The sequence below is a fragment of the Natronorubrum sulfidifaciens JCM 14089 genome (assembly GCF_000337735.1).
GTDB lineage: Archaea > Halobacteriota > Halobacteria > Halobacteriales > Natrialbaceae > Natronorubrum > Natronorubrum sulfidifaciens.
The window spans coordinates 93002-115552 of the sequence record NZ_AOHX01000002.1; the positions used below are offsets into that span (position 1 = coordinate 93002).

Annotated in this window: 22 protein-coding genes; 15 read left to right on the plus strand and 7 right to left on the minus strand. The window is 59.9% G+C overall.

The window, feature by feature from the left end:
* Positions 1–38: 38 nt before the first annotated feature.
* From C495_RS00640 to C495_RS00665, 6 genes are all read left to right on the plus strand, one after another.
* Positions 39–590, plus strand: coding sequence for a DUF7382 domain-containing protein (locus C495_RS00640; protein WP_008158994.1), 552 nt, complete (start codon positions 39–41; stop codon positions 588–590).
* Positions 590–1771 carry a hypothetical protein gene (locus C495_RS00645; RefSeq protein WP_008158996.1) on the plus strand — a complete coding sequence of 394 codons (1182 nt, stop codon included), beginning with the start codon at positions 590–592 and terminating at the stop codon, positions 1769–1771. The genes C495_RS00640 and C495_RS00645 overlap by 1 nt, the downstream gene beginning before the upstream one ends.
* Positions 1771–2943 carry a TrkA C-terminal domain-containing protein gene (locus C495_RS00650; protein ID WP_152418833.1) on the plus strand — a complete coding sequence of 391 codons (1173 nt, stop codon included), beginning with the start codon at positions 1771–1773 and terminating at the stop codon, positions 2941–2943. The genes C495_RS00645 and C495_RS00650 overlap by 1 nt, the downstream gene beginning before the upstream one ends.
* A gap of 652 nt (positions 2944–3595) precedes the next feature.
* Positions 3596–4222: a rod-determining factor RdfA gene (gene rdfA / locus C495_RS00655; RefSeq protein WP_008158999.1), complete on the plus strand. Its 627-nt coding sequence runs from the start codon at positions 3596–3598 to the stop codon at positions 4220–4222.
* 110 nt (positions 4223–4332) lie between these two features.
* Positions 4333–6291: an archaea-specific SMC-related protein gene (locus tag C495_RS00660; protein WP_008159000.1), complete on the plus strand. Its 1959-nt coding sequence runs from the start codon at positions 4333–4335 to the stop codon at positions 6289–6291.
* A 655-nt stretch (positions 6292–6946) separates the two neighbouring features.
* Positions 6947–7699 carry an IclR family transcriptional regulator gene (locus C495_RS00665; RefSeq protein ID WP_008159002.1) on the plus strand — a complete coding sequence of 251 codons (753 nt, stop codon included), beginning with the start codon at positions 6947–6949 and terminating at the stop codon, positions 7697–7699.
* 37 nt (positions 7700–7736) lie between these two features.
* Here the strand turns inward: C495_RS00665 and C495_RS00670 are convergent, their stop codons facing one another.
* The 3 genes from C495_RS00670 to C495_RS00680 form a co-directional block, all read right to left on the minus strand.
* Complete coding sequence (locus C495_RS00670) at positions 7737–8720, minus strand: LLM class flavin-dependent oxidoreductase (RefSeq protein WP_008159004.1); 984 nt, start codon at positions 8718–8720, stop codon at positions 7737–7739.
* 74 nt (positions 8721–8794) lie between these two features.
* The gene (locus C495_RS00675) at positions 8795–9583 is read right to left on the minus strand and encodes an enoyl-CoA hydratase/isomerase family protein (protein ID WP_008159006.1); all 789 of its coding nucleotides are present in this window, start codon (positions 9581–9583) and stop codon (positions 8795–8797) included.
* Positions 9584–9681: 98 nt separating this feature from the next.
* Complete coding sequence (locus tag C495_RS00680) at positions 9682–11241, minus strand: acyl CoA:acetate/3-ketoacid CoA transferase (protein ID WP_008159007.1); 1560 nt, start codon at positions 11239–11241, stop codon at positions 9682–9684.
* 91 nt (positions 11242–11332) lie between these two features.
* On the opposite strand from C495_RS00680, the gene C495_RS00685 reads away from it, so the two are divergent.
* Positions 11333–12457: an acyl-CoA dehydrogenase family protein gene (locus tag C495_RS00685; protein ID WP_008159008.1), complete on the plus strand. Its 1125-nt coding sequence runs from the start codon at positions 11333–11335 to the stop codon at positions 12455–12457.
* Between the two features lie 40 nt (positions 12458–12497).
* Here C495_RS00685 and C495_RS00690 read toward each other — a convergent pair whose 3' ends face one another.
* Positions 12498–13355, minus strand: coding sequence for a 3-hydroxyacyl-CoA dehydrogenase family protein (locus C495_RS00690; RefSeq protein ID WP_008159009.1), 858 nt, complete (start codon positions 13353–13355; stop codon positions 12498–12500).
* A 129-nt stretch (positions 13356–13484) separates the two neighbouring features.
* Here C495_RS00690 and C495_RS00695 point away from each other — a divergent pair, with 129 nt between their 5' ends.
* From C495_RS00695 to C495_RS00705, 3 genes are read left to right on the plus strand one after another with little or no spacing between them, the layout of a single operon-like run.
* Positions 13485–14654 (plus strand): thiolase C-terminal domain-containing protein, encoded by a 1170-nt coding sequence (locus tag C495_RS00695; RefSeq protein ID WP_008159010.1) that lies wholly within the window; start codon positions 13485–13487, stop codon positions 14652–14654.
* Positions 14651–15037, plus strand: coding sequence for a Zn-ribbon domain-containing OB-fold protein (locus tag C495_RS00700; protein WP_008159011.1), 387 nt, complete (start codon positions 14651–14653; stop codon positions 15035–15037). The genes C495_RS00695 and C495_RS00700 overlap by 4 nt, the downstream gene beginning before the upstream one ends.
* Positions 15038–15041: 4 nt before the next feature.
* Complete coding sequence (locus C495_RS00705; RefSeq protein ID WP_008159012.1) at positions 15042–15464, plus strand: acyl-CoA thioesterase; 423 nt, start codon at positions 15042–15044, stop codon at positions 15462–15464.
* Between the two features lie 255 nt (positions 15465–15719).
* On the opposite strand, the gene C495_RS00710 is transcribed toward C495_RS00705, so the two are convergent.
* Positions 15720–17354: an acyl-CoA synthetase gene (locus tag C495_RS00710; protein WP_008159015.1), complete on the minus strand. Its 1635-nt coding sequence runs from the start codon at positions 17352–17354 to the stop codon at positions 15720–15722.
* Between the two features lie 183 nt (positions 17355–17537).
* Here C495_RS00710 and C495_RS00715 point away from each other — a divergent pair, with 183 nt between their 5' ends.
* The 5 genes from C495_RS00715 to C495_RS17915 all read left to right on the plus strand — a co-directional run bounded on the left by C495_RS00715 (position 17538) and on the right by C495_RS17915 (position 21557).
* Positions 17538–18422, plus strand: a complete 885-nt coding sequence (locus C495_RS00715) for a halocarboxylic acid dehydrogenase DehI family protein (protein WP_008159017.1) — start codon at positions 17538–17540, stop codon at positions 18420–18422.
* An 81-nt stretch (positions 18423–18503) separates the two neighbouring features.
* The gene (locus C495_RS00720) at positions 18504–19193 is read left to right on the plus strand and encodes a haloacid dehalogenase type II (protein ID WP_008159018.1); all 690 of its coding nucleotides are present in this window, start codon (positions 18504–18506) and stop codon (positions 19191–19193) included.
* Between the two features lie 218 nt (positions 19194–19411).
* A complete protein-coding gene (locus C495_RS00725; RefSeq protein WP_008159020.1) occupies positions 19412–19714 on the plus strand; it encodes a hypothetical protein in 303 nt (100 codons plus the stop codon).
* A complete protein-coding gene (locus C495_RS00730) occupies positions 19707–21371 on the plus strand; it encodes a sodium:solute symporter family protein (protein WP_008159021.1) in 1665 nt (554 codons plus the stop codon). The genes C495_RS00725 and C495_RS00730 overlap by 8 nt, the downstream gene beginning before the upstream one ends.
* Before the next feature lie 42 nt (positions 21372–21413).
* On the plus strand, positions 21414–21557 hold the full coding sequence (locus C495_RS17915; RefSeq protein WP_162471207.1) for a hypothetical protein: 144 nt from the start codon (positions 21414–21416) through the stop codon (positions 21555–21557).
* Positions 21558–21592: 35 nt separating this feature from the next.
* On the opposite strand, the gene C495_RS00735 is transcribed toward C495_RS17915, so the two are convergent.
* Complete coding sequence (locus C495_RS00735; RefSeq protein WP_049890062.1) at positions 21593–21919, minus strand: hypothetical protein; 327 nt, start codon at positions 21917–21919, stop codon at positions 21593–21595.
* 174 nt (positions 21920–22093) lie between these two features.
* Positions 22094–22528 carry a universal stress protein gene (locus C495_RS00740; RefSeq protein WP_008159025.1) on the minus strand — a complete coding sequence of 145 codons (435 nt, stop codon included), beginning with the start codon at positions 22526–22528 and terminating at the stop codon, positions 22094–22096.
* Positions 22529–22551: the final 23 nt, after the last annotated feature.

Consider the following 22551-nt stretch of genomic DNA (forward strand, 5'->3'; position numbering starts at 1 on the left):
GCCCAGAGTTTACAAATGAAAGCGAGCCCAACTGGGATATGACTTCGAAACGGACGACGACAGACGACTCCAGTTCGGAACCGTGGCCACACCGCTCGTTTGTTCGGGACGACCGTGCGATCGAAGGGTTACCGATCCGGCTTGTAATCGCGCTTGTCGTCGGTGTCGCGGCGCTGGCGTTGATGTTGAATATGCTCGGCGGTATCGGCGATGTCGGCGACACGGAGGTGACTATCCAGATCGAAGACGACGAACTCATTCAAGCAGATCAAGGCGGTGTGGATGGTGAAGTTCTGGTGTCCGTGATCGACGAGAACGGCAATAACGTCGAGAACGCAACTGTCATCGCGACCGCAGGCTCTGCTCAGTTAGACGGTGTCGTTCAGGCGAAGACAGACGAAGAACCGAGTTCGCTTTCGGGGGATTATGAGCTCAAACCCCATCAGGCAGTCCTCAACTTCGACGGCGATCAGAGCCTGCGTGCCGACCAGGATCTCGGCACGATCGAACTCGAGGTTATCCCACCGTCGGATAGCAACTACATCGACGAACAACCGAACCCCGAAATCCGGGTCGCATCGGACTTCTGATGACCACGCCTCTCGAGATCGTGCTGGGACTCTCGTTCGGGTTGCTGCTCGGACTCCCACTTGCGGGGCTCGTTGGCTTTGGTCGCGTTGTCGTGGGCAACACCCCGATCGATCCCTCGCTCGGCGTACTCGCCAGTGTGAGTGCTGTCGCCGTTGCCGGACTTGTTGCGGCTTCGATGGAACTGACACAGCTAACGACGGCCCAGCTTCCACGGCTCTCGGTCGGTGCCGTCGTTGTCTTTGCGCTCACGCTGTACGCTGACAGCGCCGGGCGTCAGCTGGCCGACGAGTTACCACGAACGACCGCACGACCGACTGTCCGAACACAGACGCTCTCGGCCGACGCAATCGACGATATCGATGCCGCTGGCCAACTCACGGTCCGACCTGCGGGCCGCGTTCGAGCGTATCAGGGGTATCCACCTCTCGGATCGTCGCTTCGAACGACACTCGAAAACGGACGGTGGCGACTCCCGGCTGACGTGCCGCTTTCGACACTCGAGACGCGACTCGAGGATCGGCTTCGAACGAACTTCAACCTCGCAGCCGTCGACACCGCGATCGATGGTCGCGGCCGTGTGACGATCACTGCAGCCCCGCCGACAGACGACCTCGCGACGGACGTGCCGTCGGGGTGGCGAGCCGTCTCAGTTACAGCGCTCGTTCCAGCAGGGCTCGGTGCTGGTGACGAAATCCTCGTTTCGACGGCAGCGACGACCGCTCGTGGGATCGTCCTCCGACTCGCTGCCGACGAGGCAGATCCTGTTGGTGATACACATCTGACACCAGCGGTTGAGTTCGAGGAATCCGTTCTTCTCGCAGTCCCGACGCCGGACGCGGCTGGCATTCTCGAGGCAGATTCAGTTCGGCTCGTCGTCACCCCACAGCGGACGAGCCACGTATCCGATGCGGTTTCGCTGCTCGAACGAGACGGAGCAACGATTCAGCGGGTGACGATCACGACACCGATTCGAGAGGCCGTTCTCGACGATACTGTCGATATCGACGCAATCGCCGTGCGATCGGGAGTCGATCCCCTGGAGGCCTCCCGGAACCCATGGACGTTCGACCCGTCTGCTGATGCACTCGAGGTCGGTGCCGAGGCGTTCCTCGTCGGCACTGCGATGACGGCGTTGGAGTCGCTCGAGCGCACGCGGCCGACGACAGAGGTGAGCTGTTGATGGGTGATACCATTATTTTGCTGCTATTCGAGGCTCAACTGCGTGTGGTCACACTCGCGACGCTGGACCTGACACTCGAGTGGACGCGAACGGCTGCCATCGGTATCCTCGGATACGGACTGCTTGCGGGACTTGCTGCGACAGGGCTCGCGTTCGGCTATCGTGCTCGGACGACCCGACGGCTGGTCCGCGGTCCGGTGGTGCTTGCTGGGCTCGCGGTTCCGCTCACGTGGCTCACCCTCAAACTGTGGCGTCGAGGGGTGATCGTCGCTGATTCGCCGCTTTCTCATCACACGACTGGGATCTATCTGCTCGGTGTGGTGGCGATGGGGTCCATCCTTGCGACAGGTGGGTATCGACTTGGTGATCACCTCGCGTGTGATGTCTTCGGGATCTCTCGACTTGCGGCGTCCGGCCCAGCCGCAGACCGTATTCGTTCGGCTGGGCTTGCAGTTGTCCTGAGCCTTCCGGAGACGGTCGACGATGCAGACGGCTATCTGCCCGTTAGTGGTGCTGTCAAACGACGACTCGAGGGACGGGAAATGCTACTGGCACGGCATCTGTCACCGGATGAACGCAGAGAACGGCTTCGACGGCGGTTGAAGGACGATTTCGGTATCGACTACGTTGATCTCGAGTTCGGTGCTGATGGAACCGTCGAGACACTCGCCGTTGGCAGACAGTCGTCTGGTCTCGGTGCGACGCTCCCACCCGGCCGTAGTGCTGTCGCGATTCGGACTGCGTGTCCGCCGCTCGTGAGCGCTGGCGACCCGGTCGAAGTTTGGACGACCAATGCCGACTCGAGTCACCTCGTCGCGACCGGAACGTTTCGCGCTAGTTCGGGCACAGTTGCGACACTCGTCGTCGATGAAGACGATAGCACGGTGTTCACATCCGAGACTGCGTATCAGCTTACGATCCGGTCGGATTTTCCGTCCAATGCCAGCGACCTCGTTTCTGCGATTCGAACGGCTGATGAAACCGTTGTAACGACGACAGTCGTCTCGGATGGACCGCTCGAGAGCGAATTCGTCGGCTGGGTTCCGGGAACTGTTGTCGTCATCGAACGAGGTGATGAGATCATGACGCGTCCAGCAGACAACGAAACCGTACACGCTGGTGATCGGCTGTACGTCCTTGGAACTCCTGAAACACTCCGTGAACTACCGTAGCCAGTGCCCGCTTTCGTCAGTGTCCGTTTGCACGACGGCTGTACGAGGAATAATTCGACGGATACCATGGCTCCTGTCGGACAGCGCGGCTGCTGGTTTTTCGTCGTGCCGGAAACGACTCCCCGTTCGACTTTGGCCGATTGCTGTCTCGGTGACTCGAAACAACACCCCACACAGCAACTCCCGGAAACGAAGGGTGAGAAATACTACTAATATGATTTATGATTCTACAAAATTAGCAGAATATGTATGCTTTTGAATGCAGCTTACTCGTCTCGGATTCTAACGGGGAGCGATCCGAGCCAGTCACAGCTCACCGATATACACTTCAAATATAGGCTTTTCGGGGACAGGATTCGACTATGACTTGGTTTCCTCCACCGTCTCAATCGGTCTCGGAATGCAGTTCAAGAGGAAAATACGGGAAAGAAACTATTCAATATTGCTTATGTATCTACTATAGTATCAGTTAAATATCTAGAATTTACGCGAGTATCAGTGTAAACCGGTTTGGGTGCTGTTCCGATCACGGGCGGTACGCGGCGGGCCGTGCCGACAGTCGACCGTATCAATCGCCTTCTGTAGTTGGAGGCGTGATCGAGCGCCTGTACGCTTCGAAGTGCTTTTTATGTAGGGTCCAGTACAATACCTCATGGCTGATCAAACTAACTCCTCGGAGTCCGAGAGGCCGTGCTGTAAAATCGGACGAGTTGCAGATCGATATGATCTCTCGAGTCTCGATGCAGATCTCATTGCGTACTGGACTGGCGAGTCCGAAGAGCAGTACAGTACCCGTGAACTCGCGACGTACGTTAATCAGCGTGTCCTCGAGTCCGCACTCCAGACGGCCGGCGTCGCTGTCAAAGAAGGTGAAGTCGAAAACACGTACCGGTTGCTCACGGACACTGATGTCAGCAGCCGGACACAGGTACAGACGCGAACCGAACTCGAGCGTGACGGTGTCCCTGTCGAACAGGTCGAATCTGATTTCGTCTCTCATCAGACGGTGTACAATCATCTGACAGACTGTCTTGAGACCTCACTCGAAACGCCAAGCGACGAGGAGCGCCTCGAGCGAAGCGTAGAAAAACTCGGTGCCCTCCAGAACCGAACCGCCGCGGTCACGGCAGATACCATTTCCCAACTCAAGCGGAACGGGATCGTTGAGATGGGTGAACACAGTGTTACCGTCTCGATTACAGTCACATGTGAGGAGTGTTTTCAGGAGTATACAGTCAGGGAACTGCTCGATGAGCGAGCGTGTGATTGTTACGAATAAGACACTATCCGAGCGTAATTTCTGATTGGCATCTGCTTGGTGATCGCCAGTGTATCATCCGTGAGACTGGAGTGGTAATACCTATCTGTCAGGAGCCGAAACAGCGTAGTATGGAACATCGTTTGGACACGAAGCAACAACCCATTCCGGAAGAGGCAACGCTCGAGGTGGATAATATCGGTGGTATCGATGAAACGGCAGTGTCGTTTCAGCAGGGTGTGACCGTCCTTTCCGGTCGCAATGCGACGAACCGAACATCGCTGTTGCAGGCGATCATGGCCGCACTCGGCAGTAATCAGGTCAGCCTCAAAGCCGATGCAGCGGAAGGCAGCGCAACGCTCGAGTTCGGCGACGAAACCTACCGACGAACGCTGGAGCGTCGAAACGGCACGATCGTCACCGACGGCGAGCCATATCTCGAGGACCCGGAGCTTGCAGATCTGTTTGCCTTCCTGCTCGAGTCAAACGAGGCACGACAGGCCGTCGCTCGCGGCGATGACCTGCGCGAACTGATCATGCGCCCGGTCGATACCGCTGCGATCCAATCGGAGATCGAACAACACGAGCAACGAAAGCGCGACCTCGACGACCAGCTCACACAACTGGACAATCTCGAAGGCCGACTCCCTGATCTCGAAGCCAAACGAAAGCGAGTGACCGACGAGATCGAGACCCTCGAAGCAGAACTCGAGGACGCACAGGCGACACTCGATGAAACGAACGTCGACGTCGAAGAACGACGAGAGGAGCAGTCCGAACTCGAGACCAAACTCAACGCTGTACGCGACACGAGAGCCGAGATCGAACGCACTCGCAATCGAATCGAGACCGAGCGTGCGAGTATTGAGGCACTCGAGGACGAACGAGACGATGTTCAGGATCGCCTCGGCTCGCTCTCGACGGGCGACGAGACGGAGATCGGACGGCTCGAGGCGGAAATCGAAACGCTCCAAACCGAGAAAGCCGACCTCTCCGAAGAGATCTCCCAGCTTCAGAGCACCATTCAGTTCAACGAACAGCTCCTCGAGGACCCGGATTCGTTCCTCGGGGATGCAACCAAAGCCGACGATGGGCCGCTGACGGACCAGTTACTCGATGACTCGGAGACAGTCACCTGCTGGACGTGTGGTTCGTCGGTCGCCCGAGACCAGATCGAAACGACGATCGATCAGCTCCGAACCGCTCGACAGGAGCGACTCGAGGAACGGTCCGAGATCGGTGCCGATCTCGACGAGCGTCGGGAGACCCTGTCTACGATCAATGAGAACCGTACCGAGTACCAGCAGACACAGCGCCGCCTCGAGTCGATCGACGACGAGATCGATCGGCGGACCGATCGGATCGAAGAGCTGACCGAGGAGCGCGAGGAACTCACCGAGGAGATTGATGCGCTCGAAGCCGAGATCGACGACCTCGAAACCGAAGAGCAAAGCGGCGTGCTCGAACAACACAAGGAGGTCAATCAACTCGAGTTCAAACTCGAGCGAAAAGAACGCGAGCGTGACGAGATTGAAGACGAGATCGCCGAGATCGAAAGTCGTCTCGACGAACGCGAGGCACTCGAGGCTCGCCGAGAGGACGTGACTGACGAGTTGACGACGCTTCGAACCCGGATCGACCAGATCGAAGCGGACGCAGTCGATGCGTTCAACGAGCACATGGAGAACCTCCTCGAGACCCTTCGCTACGAGAATCTCGATCGAATCTGGATCGACCGAACGACACGTGAGGTTCGAGAAGGTCGTCGCAAAGTCTCGCGGTCGTCGTTCGACCTCAAAATCGTGCGCAGTACCGACGACGGAGCGGCCTACGAGGACACGATCGATCACTTAAGCGAGAGTGAACGGGAAGTAACTGGCCTCGTGTTTGCCCTGGCGGGATATCTCGTCCACGACGTCTACGAAACCGTTCCGTTCATGCTCCTCGACTCGCTCGAAGCGATCGATGCCGAGCGCATCGCAGCGCTGGTCGAGTACTTCGAGTCCCACGTACCGTATCTCGTCGTTGCGCTGCTGGAGGAGGACGCACAGGCGGTTGAAGGAGCACACGGTGTGATTACAGACATCTAGCGACGGGGTCGAAAGGTATTCGGTTCGGAGACGAGTCAGCCGCGCCAGCGCGATGCTGGCCGGGCTGAATTACACGAGTATGCTTGTAACGTTCGGTGGCGATCGTCGCACGCTGAGACACGATTCTGCAGTTCGCTCGGGAACTATTTCGAATATACCGAAATGATATCGGGAGCAGATATCCGCTTATTGTACGTATTTACGGCTAGGCGTGGTTATACGGCCCGTATTACGTCTGAAAGCTATTTCGACTATGCCGGAAACATCTGTCAACAATACTGCCGACAAACTGTTGGGTGAGTTAGAGAAAAGAGTGCGTGAGGCGGTTCTTATGACGGGTTAGTATATAAACCACATCGGATCTCGAGTTTTACTCCGCCCGCGATGGCGCTGACTAATAATATATTAAAAGAATATAATCTCCTGAAGGTGATTCGACTCCGCCGGAACAGCCTGGGTGCAGTAGTATCATGTTAACGACTACCATGTATTTACAAATTCATAATTTCTAGCCGACTCGAGGTCGTTTTCGACCGTCTAATCGAATATCATCACGAAAATCAGTGTGGTATACGAACATCCCAACGAACACGCCTCCGAAAACCCATCCGGCAGAGCCGAAAGCTTTGTGTGGCTGGCAGTTGTCTTCCCGGTTATGGGAGGGACATCAAATCGGTCGGTCGAACGGGCGTTCAAACTCGTTGATGAACTTGCAGAAAACGGTAGTGGGGGCGTTTCAGATCTCGCTGAACGGCTCGACATGCCAGTCAGCACGGTACACGACTACCTGCAAGCACTCGTCGAAACAGGGTACATAACTGTTGACGAAAAGACGTACCAGACGACGACGCGGTTTCTCGAGGTCGGCCATCGGCAGCGCCATCGCTTAGAGGTGTTCAAAGCAGTCCGTGATGAACTCGAGGACGTTGCAGCGGAGACCGGTGAACACGCCACCTTACTGATCGAGGAGGACGATCAGGCCGTTATTCTTGCCGTTCAGGAGGGGCCGGATGCCATCAATCTGTTCGCGTATCCGGGTGCTCGAATGCCCCTCCATGCGACCGCGCCGGGAAAAGCGATGCTTGCGTACATGCCTGCCGATCGAGTGGACGACATCATCGATCGGCAGGGGCTCGTTGCAGTCACCTCTCGAACGATCACCGATCCCGAAGTCCTGTTCGAGCAACTCGAGTCCGTTCGCCAGCAGGGGTATGCAATCGACGAGGGAGAACGGATCGCGGGCATGGTCTGTATCGCCGCACCGATCCTCGATAAGAGCGATCAGGTCCGCGGTTCGATCTGTGTCTGTGGCCCACAGAGTCGGATCGACGAGACACGGCGCAACGAAATCGCGGATGTCATCCAGCGGGCCGCAAACGTTACGCAGGTGAATCTGGACTACGTCTAACGGTTTGTCGGGATTCGATCGTCGTACTCGAGGTCGGTTACGAGTCCGAAACCGGTGCGAGTGCGTCGATCGTGTCTTCTGCCAGATCGTCGGCGGCTTGTTCCGGAATCGTCACGAGTGGCCGGTCCATCGCCGTCTCAGCAACCAGTTCACTGAGCTGGTCGCACGCGTCGTCGGGTGTTCCTGCAACGCCGAGTTCGTGGACCATGTCGTCCGTCACGAGGCCCGTCGCTTCCCCGCGGTCACCCGCCTGCCACGCGTCGGCGATACGGTCGGCTTCGTCCGGAAACACTGTCGAAACCGCATTTTGGTAGCCTTTGCCGCTGCCGACGTAGTAGGCTATGTGGCCACGAACGGCGTCGTAGGCCTCATCGGCGTCGTCGCTGACTGCTGCCGGAACATAGGGTGCGATCGTGATCTCGTCCGGGTCACGATCGGACTCACGTGCCGTCCGCTCGACGACCTCGAAGGCGTTCTCGAGTTCGGAAAACGGGATGTTGTGGGGCATCCAGCCGTCACAAAGTCGCCCGACAACGCGTCGGTTGGCCGGGCCGAGCGCCGCGTGATAGACTGGAACGTCGGCGTTTACCGGCGGAACCCCGGTGACACTGAGCAGTTCGCCGTCGTAGTCGACTGGCTCGTCGTCGCGCAGAATTTTCGTAATGATCTCGATCGTCTCGTGGGAGCGACGAACCGGTCGTTCGAACTCCATACCATGGATGTTTTCGACAGCCGTCGGCGTACTCGTTCCAACGCCGAACGACGCACGACCATCCGAGACCTGATCGAGCGTCGCTGCGGTCATCGCGAGGACGGCCGGTGTCCGCGAAAAGACGTTCACGATGGCCGTCCCGATCTCAACCTCGTCGGTCATCGCGGCGATCTCTGCGAGTTTGACGACGGAGCTCGTCCCCCAGAGCTCTCCCATCCAGACGGAGTCATACCCCTGTTGTTCCGCGTCGATTGCGAGATCAGTCGGGTCGTGTTCGCCAGTTCGTGGGATTACCAGGCCGAGATGCATATCCCAACGTTTGGGGTTTATCCTGATAAATCATTCTGCGGATGTGATCTGTTGAGTCCGGGTGTGTTTCGATCCTACCGACCGACGAACTCGGGGTCGCCGTCGCCGAAGAAGGCCTCGAGTCCGATTTCGTAGTCGTCAGTCTTCGATGCCTCGGCGATTGCATCAGCTTCCACAGCCAACTGCCCCTCGAGGCCGCGTTCGTAGCTGTCGGTCAGCAGTTGGGTCGCCGTGCCGAGCGCGTGGGTTGGGCCGGCTGCCAGCTCCGACGCGAGCGACTCGAGTCGCTCGTCGAACTCGTCGGCGGGTGCGACCTCGGTCGCGAGCCCCATCTCGACGGCTTCGTCGGGAGCGATGGCCTCATCGCGGAGGACGATCTCTTTCGCTTTTCGGAGCCCGACGAGTCGTGGCAGGAAGAAGGTCGCGCCGCCGTCTCCCGTCAGTCCAATGCCCGGATAGGCGAACTTCAGGGTTGCGTCCTCGCCGAGGACGACCAGATCCGGCATCAGTGCGAGGCTGAAGCCGATCCCGGCGGCGATGCCGTTGACTCCCCCAATGACGGGCGTCTTCGCCCGGTGGAACTGGACGATCGCTTCGTGGGCGCGACCGGCCAGTTCCCGAAGGTGGGGAGCGTCGGAGCCGTCGCCCGACAGTTGCGAGAGATCCGCGCCGGAGCCAAAGAAGGTCCCCTCGTGAGTCAGCACGATACATCGGGTCTCTGGGTCCTCACCGAGTGTCGTCGCGACCGACACCAGTTCGTTCGCCATCTCGAGGGAGAGTGCGTTCCGACCGGCAGTGCTGTCGAGCGTTACCGTTGCGACCCCGTCGTCGTGGTCGACGGAGAGGTTCTCGTACGAAGCCATATCGGTCGTCACTCTCTCCCGAGAGCTGTTAACGATACTGATCCATGACCCACCCGACGGCAGCCACAAAAGAAGACGGGCGATCTCGCGGGTCGCGATCAGTCGACGTACTCGGTCAGGTCGAGCGGCTCCGCCCGGAAGAGATCTGGATGCATCTCGGCGACGTCGTCTGCGACCGCTGGTGTGCACTCGAGTTGGTCGAGGACGTCTGCCTCGAGGTCGATGCCGGGTGCGACCTCGACAAGCGTGAGCCCGTCCTCGCGAAGGTCGAAGACGGCGCGTTCGGTGACGTACCGAACTGGCTGGTCAACCTCGCGGGCGTACTCGCCGCTGAAGGTGATCTGTTCGACGGAGTCGATGAACTTCGGCTGGTCGCCTTCGCGTTCGATCGTGAGTTCGCCGTCGCCGACGTCGAGTTCGAGACCGTTGGTCGTCAGCGTCCCACAGAAGACGACCGTCTCGGCGTTTTGGGTGATGTTGATGAAGCCACCACAGCCGGGCAGTTGCGAGCCGAAGCGGCTCACGTTGATGTTTCCGGCCGGGTCGGCCTGAGCCATTCCAAGGAAGCCGAAGTCGAGGCCGCCGCCGTCGTAGAAATCGAACTGCTGGGTGGAGGCGACGAGCGCCTCGTGTCCGGTCGCGGTCCCGAAGCTGATCCCACCCGAAGCGGAGCCACCGACCGGACCGGACTCGACGGTCTGAGTGATCTCGTCGTTGATGCCACCTTCCGCTGCGACCGCGGGGATGAGTTCGGGGACCCCGACGCCGAGGTTGATGACCGCATCGCTCGAGAGCTCCATCGCGGCCCGTCGGGCGATGATCTTTCGTGCTGAAAGCGGTGCATCGTCCGGCGAGTCGCTTGCGGGTGGCTTGATCTCGCCGCTGTAGGCCGGGTTGTACGCTTCGGCGTACGTCTGTGGGTGGTGTGAGGCCGGAGCCTCGACGACTGAGTCGACGAGAACGCCAGGCACGGCGACTGACCGTGGGTTGAGGGTGCCCGTTTCGGTGACACGTTCGACCTGCGCGATCACGGTGCCACCAGAGTTGTGGGCCGCCTGTGCCATCGCCAGCACGTTCGACTCGAGGGCCTCCCGTTCCATCGTGATGTTGCCGTTCTCGTCGGCGGTCGTTCCCCGGATAACCGCGACGTCGATGGGGACCGACCGATAGAACAGATACTCCTCGCCGTCGAGGGTCACGAGGTCAACGATATCCTCGGTCGTGCTGTTGTTGGCCTTCGCCCCGTCCTGTCGTGGGTCGACGAAGGTGCCGAGTCCAACGTTCGTAATCGTTCCGGGCTTGCCCGCAGCCGTATCCCGAAGCATGTGATCCATCGCACCGAACGGGAGGTTGTACGCCTCGACGTCCTCCTCGACGATTCGCTCCATCAGATCCGGTGTAAAGCCCCAGTGGCTGGCAATCGTCCGCTCGATCATGCCGTCCTGAACGAGATGAGAGATACCGTTCCCCTGTCGGTCGCCTTCTGCAGCCGGGTGATACAGTGTGAGATCGCCCGGTGTGCCCGTCTCCGCGTAGCGCTCGCCGAGTGCCTCGAGCAAATACTCCGGAATGCCGACGGCCACGAAGCCGCCGATGCCGACGGTGTCGCCGTCGTCGATACGCGCGACTGCTGCCTCTCGTGACTCGATGTGTGTCATCCGTGGTAGCTGTACGGGAGAGCAACCATTTTTATGTATCTATTCGCCGACGGATCGCACCCTTTAGTAGTCTACTCTCGAATAGCGAGGTATGGAGCTTACGCACGAACAGCAGCTCATTCAGGACACGGTGCAGGATTTCGTCGCAAACGAGGTCGGAGCCGACGTCCACGATGCCGACGAGAACCAGAAATTCCCGGAAGACGTCTGGGACGGGCTCGCGGAACTGGACTTTACCGGCATGACGGTGCCCGAGGAGTACGGCGGTCTCGACGTCGACGAACTCACCTACAGCATCATCAACGAAGAACTCGCCTACGGCCACCTCGCCGTTGCGACGGCGCTGTCGGTTCACTGTCTCGCAACCTCGTGTATCCGCCAGTTCGGCTCCGAAGCCCACAAAGAAGAGTGGCTCCCGGAGATGGCACAGGGCCGTCCCGTCGGCGCATTCGCCCTCTCGGAACCCGACGCTGGCTCGAACCCCGCCGAGATGTCGACCGAAGCCCGACTCGAGGGTGACGAGTACGTCATCAACGGCAAGAAACAGTGGATCACCAATGGCGAGCGCGCCGGCGTCGTCATCCTCTTTGCCAAAACCGATCGCGACGACCCCGACACCGTCACCCAGTTCCTCGTGCCGAAAGACGTCGAGGGACTCGAGGTCGGCAAAAAGGAGGACAAACTCGGCCTTCGAGCGAGCGACACGACGACGCTCATTTTCGACGACGTTCGCATTCCGGCCGAAAACCGCCTGACAGAGGTCGGACGCGGGCTCAAAGCCGCGTTCTCGATCCTGACTGGCGGCCGTGTGGCGATCGCGAGTCAGGCAGTCGGCGTCGCACAGGCGGCACTCGACGATTCGGTCGAGTACGCCAACGAGCGCGAGCAGTTCGGCGAGCCGATCATCGAACATCAGGCGATCAGCCAGAAACTCGCCGATATGCAGACCGACGTGCAGGCGGCCCGTCTGCTGACCCGTGATGCCGCGCGCAAGAACGAGGACGGCGTCGCAGCGAAGGCTGCGGCGATGGCCAAATACTTCGCCAGCGAGGCAGCAGTCGATGTCGCAAACGAGGCCGTCCAGATCCACGGTGGCTACGGCTACACCAAGGACTTCGACGTCGAGCGCTACTACCGCGACGCCAAGATCACCACGATCTACGAAGGAACGTCCGAGATTCAGAAAAAGATCATCGCCCGCCACCTCAAACGGTAGGAGCGGACGGGGTGCCCACTTCGAATCGCTCGAGGCGACGTTATTCGTACTCGTAGAAGCCCGACCCGGTCTTTTTGCCGAGTTCGCCTGCTTCAACCTTCCGCTTGAGGAGATAGGCCGGTTTGTACCGATCGCCGAGTTCCTCGTGAAGCGTTTCCGTGGCATGTAGACAGATATCGAGGCCGATGTGGTCGGCGAGCGTCAGCGGGCCCATCGGCACGTTCGTCCCGAGTTCCATCCCCGCGTCGATATCCTCTTTCGTCGCAACACCCTCGTCGAACGCGCGAATGCCCTCGTTGATCCAGGGCATGAGAATCCGGTTCGTGACGAAGCCGGGCTTGTCGTCCGACTCCCAGGTCGTCTTCCCGAGGTCCTCGGCGAACTCGTGGGCGATGTCGACGAGTTCGGGGTTGGTCTGTTCGCCGACGACGATTTCGACACCTGGCATCACCGGCACGGGATTCATGAAGTGCAGTCCGACGATCGACTCTGGTCGCTCCGTCGCTGCGGCGATCGACGTGATCGAGAGCGTGCTCGTATTCGTCGCGAGCACGGCGTCGTCGGCTGCGATTTCGTCGAGGTCGCCGAAGATATCACGTTTGATATCGAGATCCTCGAGCGCGGCCTCGACGATGAGGTCACAGTCTGCGAGGTCCTCGAGTTCGGTCGTGCCAGTGATTCGGTCGCGAACGGCTGCGGCCTCGTCTTCGGTGAGCGTCTCGTTCGAGACGAGTCGACCGAGACTGTCGTCGATCGTCTCGAAGCCGTTCTCGACGAACTCCTGTTCGATGTCGCGCATCACGACGTCGTAGCCGTGTGTGGCGGCGACCTGTGCGATACCACTACCCATCGTTCCCGCGCCGATAACGCCGACGCGGTCGATCGTCTCTACGTCCATCACCAGTGTCTGTTCCGAGCAACCCAATAAGTGTGCCGACTCGACAGATCTCACTGTCGGCCCCGCTGGCTATCGCGAGCCGTTCGATACACATATAGTCCTGTCTGCCCAACTGTAGCGTGGTAGATAATGTCGAAGGCATTCGTCGCCGGAACAGGGATGACTGCGTTCGGAACGTTCCCCGATCGGAGAGGGAGAGATATGTTTGCAGAAGCCGGGCTCGCTGCGCTCGACGATGCCGGGCTTGGTCCCGAGGACATCGACGAGGTGTTTTACGGCAACTTCATCGGGACGCTTGCGGAAAATCAGGGCCATCAGGGGCCGCTGGCAGCCGAAGCGCTGGGGACGACCGCCCCGTCTAGACGGGTCGAAAGCGCGTGTGCCTCGAGTGGCCTCGCGATTCGAGATGCAGTCCGTGCGGTCCGAAGCGGCGAGGCAGATGTCGTCGTCGCGGGTGGAATGGAACGGATGAGCAACATGGGAACTGCCGGGGCAACCGACGGATTGGCCCGTGCCGCCGACGATCTCTTCGAGATTCGATCCGGCGTCACGTTCCCCGCAGCGTACGCGTTGATGGCACGAGCGTACTTCGACGAGTTCGGCGGCGAGCGCGAGGACCTCGCTCACATCGCCGTCAAGAATCACGACAACGCACTCGTCAACGACCACGCCCACCTCCAAGAGGAAATTACCGTCGACGACGTCCTCGAGTCACCAGAAATCGCGGCCCCACTCACGCTGTACGATGCCTGTCCGATCAGTGACGGGGCAGCCGCACTCGTCTTACTGTCACCCTCCTACGCCGAGGAACACGGCCTCGACAGTGGCGTTGCGATCACGGGCTCGGGCCACGGCGGCGATACGATGGCCCTGCAGGATCGCCAGTCGCTCGCAACGGCCCCAGCGACACGCGATGCTGCCGAGGAGGCCTACGACGACGCGGGGATCAGCCCCGACGACGTCGGCCTCGTCGAAGTCCACGACTGCTTTACGATCGCCGAAGTGCTCGCCCTCGAGGGGCTCGGGCTCTACAGCTACGGAGAAGCGATTGGGGCAGCCCGACGCGGCGAGACGTGCCGCGACGGCGACCTCCCAGTGAACCTCTCAGGTGGACTCAAAGCGAAGGGCCACCCCGTCGGCGCAACCGGCGCAGCACAGGTCGCAGCCGTCAGGAATCTGCTGACCGGCACTCATCCACGAGCCGATGCCGTCGGCGAGGATGTCACCGTCGGCCTCGCACACAACGCGGGTGGGACGGTTGCCAGTGCAGCCGTACACGTTCTGGAGGTGACACGATGACGGACACACAGGATGGGAGCTACGACGCGTTCCTCGACGCACTCGAGGCCGGCGATGGCTACTACTATGAGTGTGCGGATGGCCACGCGCTGGTCCCGCCTCGGCGTGTCTGTCCACACTGCGGTGACCGAGAGTTAGAGCGGGTGGAACTGCCCGAAACGGGTTCGATCGTCACTCACACGACTGTCGCCGTTCCAACGCCACAGTTCGAAGACGATGCGCCGTACGTCACGGCGATCGCGACGTTCGGACAGGTGAAACTGACCGGCATCCTTCGAGATGTCGATCCGAACGACGTCGAAATTGGGCAGGAAGTCACCGTCACCATCGACACAGCCGAAACCACTGACGATCGGACGATCACGTTCGACCGACACAGCTAGTTCGATGTCACACACGACACCGATTACCGTCGACTGGGGTGATACCGACGCCGGCGGGCTCATCTACTATCCACGATTCTTTCATTTCGTGATCGTCGGGCTGAACGACTACTTCAGTCAGGCCACGGACGGCGAGCATCCGATGGAATCGTACCGAAAAGATGGGTATCTCCTCCCCGCAGTCGAGGCGTCGGCATCGTTCCACTCGCCACTTCGTGCCGGGGACACCGCGTTACTCGAGACGACCGTCATTGAGAGCGGGACGTCGTCGCTGACGGTGGCGTTTACCATCGTGCGAACGTCGACCGACGAACGCGTTGCCGACGGCGAGGTCTCGTTCGTCTTCGTCGACGAGACGTTCGAGGCGACACCACTGCCCGACGATATACGCGAGTGTATCAGCGAGCGCGGTGACGCAGCGAACTAAGACCGGAACCACGTCCTCGCGTCCATGGGCACTTTTCGAGCACACGGAGAGCAAGTACCCCTCGAGTTGTACATGTCGGATAGCCGTGTGATACTGTCTGCTGTACGTCATCTCCGGCAGGATCGCGATCCATCCTGCGGTCCCGTCGGTAACTCGGGACAGCAAACCGTCTGAGACGGCCACAAAGCCGTCGATTCGTGAGCGGTCCGATCACCGACCGAAACGAGTGTACGCGGTCGGTGGCTGACCGATCGTTTAGTTGTGTTTTTCTTGCTCCTGCTGGCGAAGCTCGACGCGACGGATCTTGCCACTCGAGGTCTTGGGGAGTTCGTCGACGAACTCGATCCGGCGGGGGTACTTGTACGGTGCCGTCTCCTCTTTCATGAACTCCTGCAGTTCGACCTTGAGGTCGTCGCTGCCTTCGTAGCCCTCGGCAAGGATGACGTAGGTTTTGACGACGCTGCCACGTTCGTCGTGTGGGCTGTCGACGGCGGCTGCCTCGGCGACGGCGTCGTGGCTGACGAGCGCGTCTTCGACCTCGAAGGGACCGATACGGTAGCCCGAGGAGATGATGATGTCGTCGGCGCGGCCTTCGAAGAAGAAGTAGCCGTCCTCGTCTCGGGACGCCAGGTCACCGGTTCGGTAGTACTCGCTCGAGAGCTTTTGCTCGTCGAGTTCCGGCTTCTCGTAGTAGCCGTCGAAGATCGCTGGAGAGTCGACTGGCACCGCGATCTCGCCGATCTCGCCGGGTTCGACCTCGTCTTCGCTGTCGACTTCGATGATCGTCGCGCCGGCACCGGGCGTTGGCTTGCCCATGCTGCCGATCTTGACGTCGATTCCCGGGTAGTTCGTCACGAGCGCGACCGTCTCGGTCTGGCCGTAGCCGTCACGTGGCGTGACACCCCATGCGTCCTGAATGCGCTCGATCGGCTCGCGGTTGAGCGGTTCACCAGCCGACAGCGTGTCGTTGAGCTGAACGTCGTACGCATCGAGATCCGCGTTTGCGAACATCCGGTACTGGGTCGGGACCGCACAGAGTTTCGTGACGCCTTCGTCCTCGAGGATTTCGAGGAACGTCTCGGGTTCGAAGCCGCCGTCGTAGATAAGCTGTGTCGCACCGGTGGTCAGCCCGACACCGATCGGGCTCCAGAACCATTTCGCCCAGCCGGTTCCGGTTGTTGCCCACAGCAGTTCCTCCTCGAGGTCGGTGTCCTCGTCGACGCCCCACCAGAACGGCGCGTTGATCTGGTTGAAACAGTACTGCCAGCGGTGTTTGTGCAGGACCGGTTTCGGCTGGCCGGTCGTGCCGCTGGTGTAGTTGATCGACATCGGGTCGTCGGCGACGAGGTCGGGGCCGTCGTAGTCGGCCGACTGGCCGTCCATCACGGCGTCGAACGTCGTCCAGCGGTCGTCGTCCAGATCGGCGTCGTCGCCGTCGAGGACGATCACGCGCTCGAGTGGCGTGTCCTCGAGGACCGGCTCGACCATGTCGGTGAGCGACTCGTGGACGGCGATCGTCGTCGCGTTACAGTCGTTTGCACGGAACTCGATGTCTTTCGTTCGCAGCATCGACGAACAGGGGACCAGCAGCGACCCCGTCGCAAGCGCGCCAAGCTGGATGGCGAACGTATCCGGGTGACGGGGAAGCAGGTGCATGACCCGATCGTCTTTTTCGACACCGCGTTCCTCGAGACCGTTCGCAAAGCGATGCATATCATCACGAAGGTCGGCATAGGTTCGCTCCTCGCGATGGCCGTCCTCGTTCAGAAAGTGGATCGCAACGCGGTCACCGAACGACGCCGCGTGGTCGGCGACGGTCGACGTGACCGTATACGATTCCGGAATGTCCCATTCAAACTCCTCAACTATGGTATCGTAATCCACACCCATACTCGACCAATCATACCATGCCTGCTTTAATGTTTTGTTGCTTCCAGCGGTCGTACTGATATCAACGCATATATACGTTGTAGACCACAGTCGCCCGGTAAGCCGGTGATGGCGAGTGCCGGTTTCGCTCGAACTTGGCCATGGGGTGCGAACACTTAACAAGAGACGGGCTGGTACTCGAGTATGGACACGAGCACGCAACTGTACGAACTCGAGGCCACGGGCTGGAAGCGAGGGCTGTATGATGACGTCAAACGGACGTTCCGTGCGCCGATCGTCAACTGGATCTTTCGGACGACGATTGCGAACTACCCCGAGTTCGTTCGGTACGCCTGGGGACAGGTGAAACCGGCGTTCGAGACCGCTCGCTTCGGCCAATGTTCGGTTACGTACCGCGATACCGTTCTCTCGGCGGTCACGAATGAGCGATCGATACCGACCTATCGCTGTGACGAACTCGAGATTTCACCGGCCGAATACGGCGAACTGCGCGGCCAGCTCGAGACGTACGACATCGTCGCACCGCGACTCGCGGTCCTCTTCGAACTCGTCGATAGAGGGCTGTCCGAGGAGCCGATCGGCACCGATCCAGATCGCACTCGAGCGGCGACCGCACCGCTACCGGACTGGCTCGATGCCAACCGAGGGCGGCCGCCGACGATGGTCGCGTTCGACGAGCCGCCAGCGGATCTGGCCGACGTCGTCGACGGAATCCAGTCGTTTCACGGCCTCGAGGACGGGTTGCCGAGTATCTACCGGACACTCGCTCAGTGGCCGGAGTACATCCTGCAGCTGTGGGCCGACCTCGAGCCGGTGCTCCGAAGCGACGGGTTCTCGACGGCAGTCGACGACGGTCGGAGAGTCATCACCGAGTACGTCGACTCGCTCGCCTACACGCCACAACTCGGTCCCGACGCCCTCACACAGCAGGGTCTCGACGAGTCGGCGATCAGCGAACTCCAAGGGCTGTTCAGGGAGTTCAATCAGGGTGCAATCGAGACCGTCATCCCGGCGCTCCCGGTGTACGCAACGACGGTCGGTGCCGTCGGCAACCGCTCGCTCGAGTAGACGAACCCGTCCATCTCGTTCGACGAGAGCGATACGAACGCCACCCGAAGTATATTACCACTGTCTGCGAACTGTGCTCACATGACATTCGATCCAACCATCGTCGAAACAGTCACCGTCGACTCGTACGGAACGCTCGTCGATCCATCGACCGTCGAACGGGCACTCGAGGCATCCGTCGACGCCGAGCACGTCCAGTCGATTTCGAACCAGTGGCGGAGTCGATCGCTGCTGTATACGATGGTGAGTAACGCAACCGACAGCTACCAGCCGTTTTATGCGATGAACCGCGATGCGCTCTGCGTTGCGCTGGCAGCCCACGATGTCGAGCTGTCCTCGGAGGCGATCGAAGCAATCCTCGCGACCTACCACGACCTCGACCCGTTCGAAGACGTCACACGTGGACTCGAGGCGATTACCGACGCCGGATACGACGTCTTCGTGGTGTCGAACGGCAACCCGGAGATGCTCGAGTCGATGGTCGAGACGGCTGGTCTCGAGTCAGTGCTCGCGGGGACGATCAGCGCAGACGAGATTCGAACGTTCAAACCCGACAGCGAGATGTATCGACACGCAGCGGCACGAACGGGGACACCGATCGAGTCGATCGCACACGTCGCCGGGCCGACGTTCGACGTTCAGGGCGCGATGCACGCGGGTATGCAAGGTGTCTGGATTGACCGGACGAACAGTATGTGGGACCCGTTTGCGGACGAACCGGACCTGACAGTCGAAACGTTCGATGAGGTCGCGGCCGAACTCAGCACATAGTGTCGTCACCTGTTGTGAAGCGTCGGCATCGAGTGGTGAGTGGCGTCCACCGCGGTACCGATTCGGTGCGGTGTTGAAAGATACCAATAAATATGGTTTCAAATTAGCACTACGGATTTGGATATTACGGTAACTGTCTTTGAGAGTACCATTCGACCAGGTAAGTGGCCCGCACATACATAACAATTTAATACTTGGAATATCACTGGGAGTAGTGTATGCAGACTCATACCAAGGAAGCGCTGGCATCATTGGTTGCTGCGTTAGCACTCATTGGTGTCATTCATTCGGGGATCTGGTTCACCATGTTCGGGACCCCGGATCTCACGGTGTTGGGGTTCCCGTTCCACTACTTCTGGTTAGTGGCCGGTGGGCCGGTGGCAATGTTCGTCCTGTACTGGGTTTACTACCAGTACATTACAACCTCAATCATGGAGGAAAAAGAGCAACTGAAAACATCGACCAGTGGCGTTGGAGCAGCCGACGATATCGGTGCCAAAGCAGGTGAAGACGATGATTAGCCCGCTCCAGCAGGCCGGTGAATACCCGTTTCAGGAGACGTTCAACGAACTCCTGATCCCGGTCGGGATCATCCTCGTGATGTTCCTCGTGTTCTACGGGATCAGCTACTACATGAAAAGCAACATCCAGGGCAGCGACGACTACATGGTCGCTGGGCGGACGATCGGTCCGTTCGTCAACGGGTCCGCAGTCTCGGCTACCTGGGAAAGTTTAGCGACGTTCATGGGTGTCGTCGCGCTGATGGTGCAGGTCCAGATCCCGTTCCTGGCGGTGTGGACCAACTTCCTGTTGTCGATCCCGTTGATCGTCATCCTGTACGGCCAGACGCTGCGCCGACTCGGCTCGTACACGCCCGCGACGTTCTGTAAGGATCGCTACGGCAACACGATGTCGGTCGTGATGGCGCTGCTCATCGTGTTCGTCATGCTGATGTACGCCCTCGGTCAGTTCATCGGTCTGGCCCAAGTCGCCGAGATTCTGTTCGGGTGGGACTACACGCTCTCGCTGTTCGTCATCGCGACCTTGGTCACCGGATACGTCGTGATCGCCGGGATGTGGGGTGTGTCGTACAACTCCGCCCTGCAGTTCTGGATCATGCTCACCGCGGCCTTTATCCCGATGATGTTCGTCCTGAACCAGCTCGGCTCCTCGGGCTGGTTCTTCCCGCCGCTTGGCTACGGTGACCTCGTGCCGGAGATGCAACAGACCAATCCCGACTTCTTCGACATGACGTTCGATACGCGGTGGTACTTCGCGATGTTCCTGGCGATGGCGCTGGGACCAATCGGAATGCCCCACCTCGCCCAGCGGATCTTTACCAGCCGCAGCGTCGAAGCCGGTCGAAAGACCGTCTTCTGGTTCGTCCTCGTGACGGGCCTGATGTTCGCGACGATCTACTCCGTCGCGTTCGCCGGTGTCTACTGGCTCGGTCAGGAAGGGTTCGAGGTCGCCGAAGCCGACTTCGACAAGATGATCTTCTACCTGAACTTCGCGTTCAGCGGTGATTCGATCACCGGCTACGTCGTTGCTGGTGCAATCGCCGGCGGCCTTTCGACCGTGAGCGGCCACATGCTCGCGATCAGTGCCGCCGTCGCAAACGACGTCATCGAAGCCTTCGAACTCGATGTCACCGAAGATCGAAAGACGCAGTTCGGCTACGCTGCCGTCATTGGGGCCGGACTGATCGTTGCTCTCCTCGCACTCAACCCGCCAGCGTTCCTCGTCGTCAGTATCCTCTGGGCGTTCTCAATCAGTGCCGCCGCGATCACCCCCGTGATCGTCCTCGGCGTCTGGTCCGCCCGTGTGAACCGATACGGGGCGATCGCCTCGAGCATCGTCGGCTTCGCCACAGTCATCGTCCTCTCGCCACACGCGCTCGGCGGAATCGGCGCCGGTGCGGAAGGACTGACGGCTGACCTCGGGATCGACGCGATCATGATCGCGTTCCCGCTGTCGCTGCTGACGTTCATCGTCGTCTCACTGGTCGCGGAGCGAATCGACTCGCTGAACGTCGATCCGGAATCGAACCGCAACCTGATCAACGAGATGCACGGCTACCCGGATGACAACGTCGATCGCTTCACCAGCGCAACGCCGCTTATCATCCTTGCCGTGTTGATGCTCCCCATTCTCTGGTGGGGCATCCAACCCTGGTAACCTGATCGGCTCTCTCACACTATGCAGCTCTTTGGCTCCAAAATGGGAACCGTGGTGTGGCTGCTCATCGGCGTTGGAACGGCTGGACTCGCCGTCCACAACGACAACCAGCTTACGGCATTGATCGCCGTCGGCTGGGTCGCCCTCGCCGTGTTCAGTTGGGCCGAGTATCGAAAAGAGGACTAACGGTCGAACCCGTTTTTGCGGTGAATCAGACGTTGCTACTCAGCAAGACCGGACGCTGAGACTTTCGTATCACGGTTTCCGTAACACTTCCGAAAGGCACCTTGCCAGCGGTGTTCGTTTGCGCCCACACATGGCGATACCGTCAGCCGCGATCTCCGATACAACCGCGATGAGTCGATCGGATGGGGCCCGTGTTCGAACCGCTTTTCGACTGTCGCACCGTCCTCCTCAAGGACGGTGGCGGCGACGACATGTAGATCCGCGACCGAACCCGGGAGCGACGTGACAGCGTGTGCTGCGCTTCGTGCACGGGTGTCATCCTCGTCGACGAGATGGAGTGCCGTGTTCAGTATGGTAGTCACACACAAAGGCAATCACGTCGATTTTTCGGAGAAGGTGACCGCACGTAGGATTTCAACGGCACCAACACGTGTCCCAACGCCGGCAGGTCGGTGCACGGCGGGACGCCGACCACAGTCCGTCTCAGTCGCGATGGCTCATCCGCCACATCTCGACCGCAAAATAGCGTCGACCGATTACGATTCGTCGAGGAGCACGGTAACTGGCCGTGTCGACTCGAGCAGCACCGACTGGGTGACACTTCCGAACAGCATTTTGCCGGCAGCGCTTTTCTTTCGGCCGCTCATGATGATATTGTCGGCGTCGATGTCGTCGGCAACGGCGAGTATCTGTTCGGTGACATCGCCCCGCTCGAGTCGTGTGTCGACGTCGATCCCGTGCTCCGTAAGCAGTTCATACGCTGCGTTCGTGCTGTCGGGAAGTTCAGGGTTGGATTTCCCTTCGGCGCGTTGGGTCTCGAACTCACGTAACCAGGGCTGTTTGGTCGACTCGGAGACGTTGACCAGTACGACTGCTTTCTCGTCTGGACCACCGGGGAGTCCGATGACCGTTTCAGCGGCCCGTGTTGCTCGCGCTTCGCTCTCATCGACCGGGAGCAAAATCGTGTGCATAGCTGACAGTCGATTCAGTATCA

What these genes read in the sequence shown, in the direction of transcription:
- C495_RS00640 (WP_008158994.1), top strand. Translation starts at nt 39, where the DNA reads ATGACTTCGAAACGGACGACGACAGACGACTCCAGTTCGGAACCGTGG.
- C495_RS00645 (WP_008158996.1), top strand. Translation starts at nt 590, where the DNA reads ATGACCACGCCTCTCGAGATCGTGCTGGGACTCTCGTTCGGGTTGCTG.
- C495_RS00650 (WP_152418833.1), top strand. Translation starts at nt 1,771, where the DNA reads ATGGGTGATACCATTATTTTGCTGCTATTCGAGGCTCAACTGCGTGTG.
- rdfA (WP_008158999.1), top strand. Translation starts at nt 3,596, where the DNA reads ATGGCTGATCAAACTAACTCCTCGGAGTCCGAGAGGCCGTGCTGTAAA.
- C495_RS00660 (WP_008159000.1), top strand. Translation starts at nt 4,333, where the DNA reads ATGGAACATCGTTTGGACACGAAGCAACAACCCATTCCGGAAGAGGCA.
- C495_RS00665 (WP_008159002.1), top strand. Translation starts at nt 6,947, where the DNA reads ATGGGAGGGACATCAAATCGGTCGGTCGAACGGGCGTTCAAACTCGTT.
- C495_RS00670 (WP_008159004.1), bottom strand. Translation starts at nt 8,720, where the DNA reads ATGCATCTCGGCCTGGTAATCCCACGAACTGGCGAACACGACCCGACT.
- C495_RS00675 (WP_008159006.1), bottom strand. Translation starts at nt 9,583, where the DNA reads ATGGCTTCGTACGAGAACCTCTCCGTCGACCACGACGACGGGGTCGCA.
- C495_RS00680 (WP_008159007.1), bottom strand. Translation starts at nt 11,241, where the DNA reads ATGACACACATCGAGTCACGAGAGGCAGCAGTCGCGCGTATCGACGAC.
- C495_RS00685 (WP_008159008.1), top strand. Translation starts at nt 11,333, where the DNA reads ATGGAGCTTACGCACGAACAGCAGCTCATTCAGGACACGGTGCAGGAT.
- C495_RS00690 (WP_008159009.1), bottom strand. Translation starts at nt 13,355, where the DNA reads ATGGACGTAGAGACGATCGACCGCGTCGGCGTTATCGGCGCGGGAACG.
- C495_RS00695 (WP_008159010.1), top strand. Translation starts at nt 13,485, where the DNA reads ATGTCGAAGGCATTCGTCGCCGGAACAGGGATGACTGCGTTCGGAACG.
- C495_RS00700 (WP_008159011.1), top strand. Translation starts at nt 14,651, where the DNA reads ATGACGGACACACAGGATGGGAGCTACGACGCGTTCCTCGACGCACTC.
- C495_RS00705 (WP_008159012.1), top strand. Translation starts at nt 15,042, where the DNA reads ATGTCACACACGACACCGATTACCGTCGACTGGGGTGATACCGACGCC.
- C495_RS00710 (WP_008159015.1), bottom strand. Translation starts at nt 17,354, where the DNA reads ATGGGTGTGGATTACGATACCATAGTTGAGGAGTTTGAATGGGACATT.
- C495_RS00715 (WP_008159017.1), top strand. Translation starts at nt 17,538, where the DNA reads ATGGACACGAGCACGCAACTGTACGAACTCGAGGCCACGGGCTGGAAG.
- C495_RS00720 (WP_008159018.1), top strand. Translation starts at nt 18,504, where the DNA reads ATGACATTCGATCCAACCATCGTCGAAACAGTCACCGTCGACTCGTAC.
- C495_RS00725 (WP_008159020.1), top strand. Translation starts at nt 19,412, where the DNA reads ATGCAGACTCATACCAAGGAAGCGCTGGCATCATTGGTTGCTGCGTTA.
- C495_RS00730 (WP_008159021.1), top strand. Translation starts at nt 19,707, where the DNA reads ATGATTAGCCCGCTCCAGCAGGCCGGTGAATACCCGTTTCAGGAGACG.
- C495_RS17915 (WP_162471207.1), top strand. Translation starts at nt 21,414, where the DNA reads ATGGGAACCGTGGTGTGGCTGCTCATCGGCGTTGGAACGGCTGGACTC.
- C495_RS00740 (WP_008159025.1), bottom strand. Translation starts at nt 22,528, where the DNA reads ATGCACACGATTTTGCTCCCGGTCGATGAGAGCGAAGCGCGAGCAACA.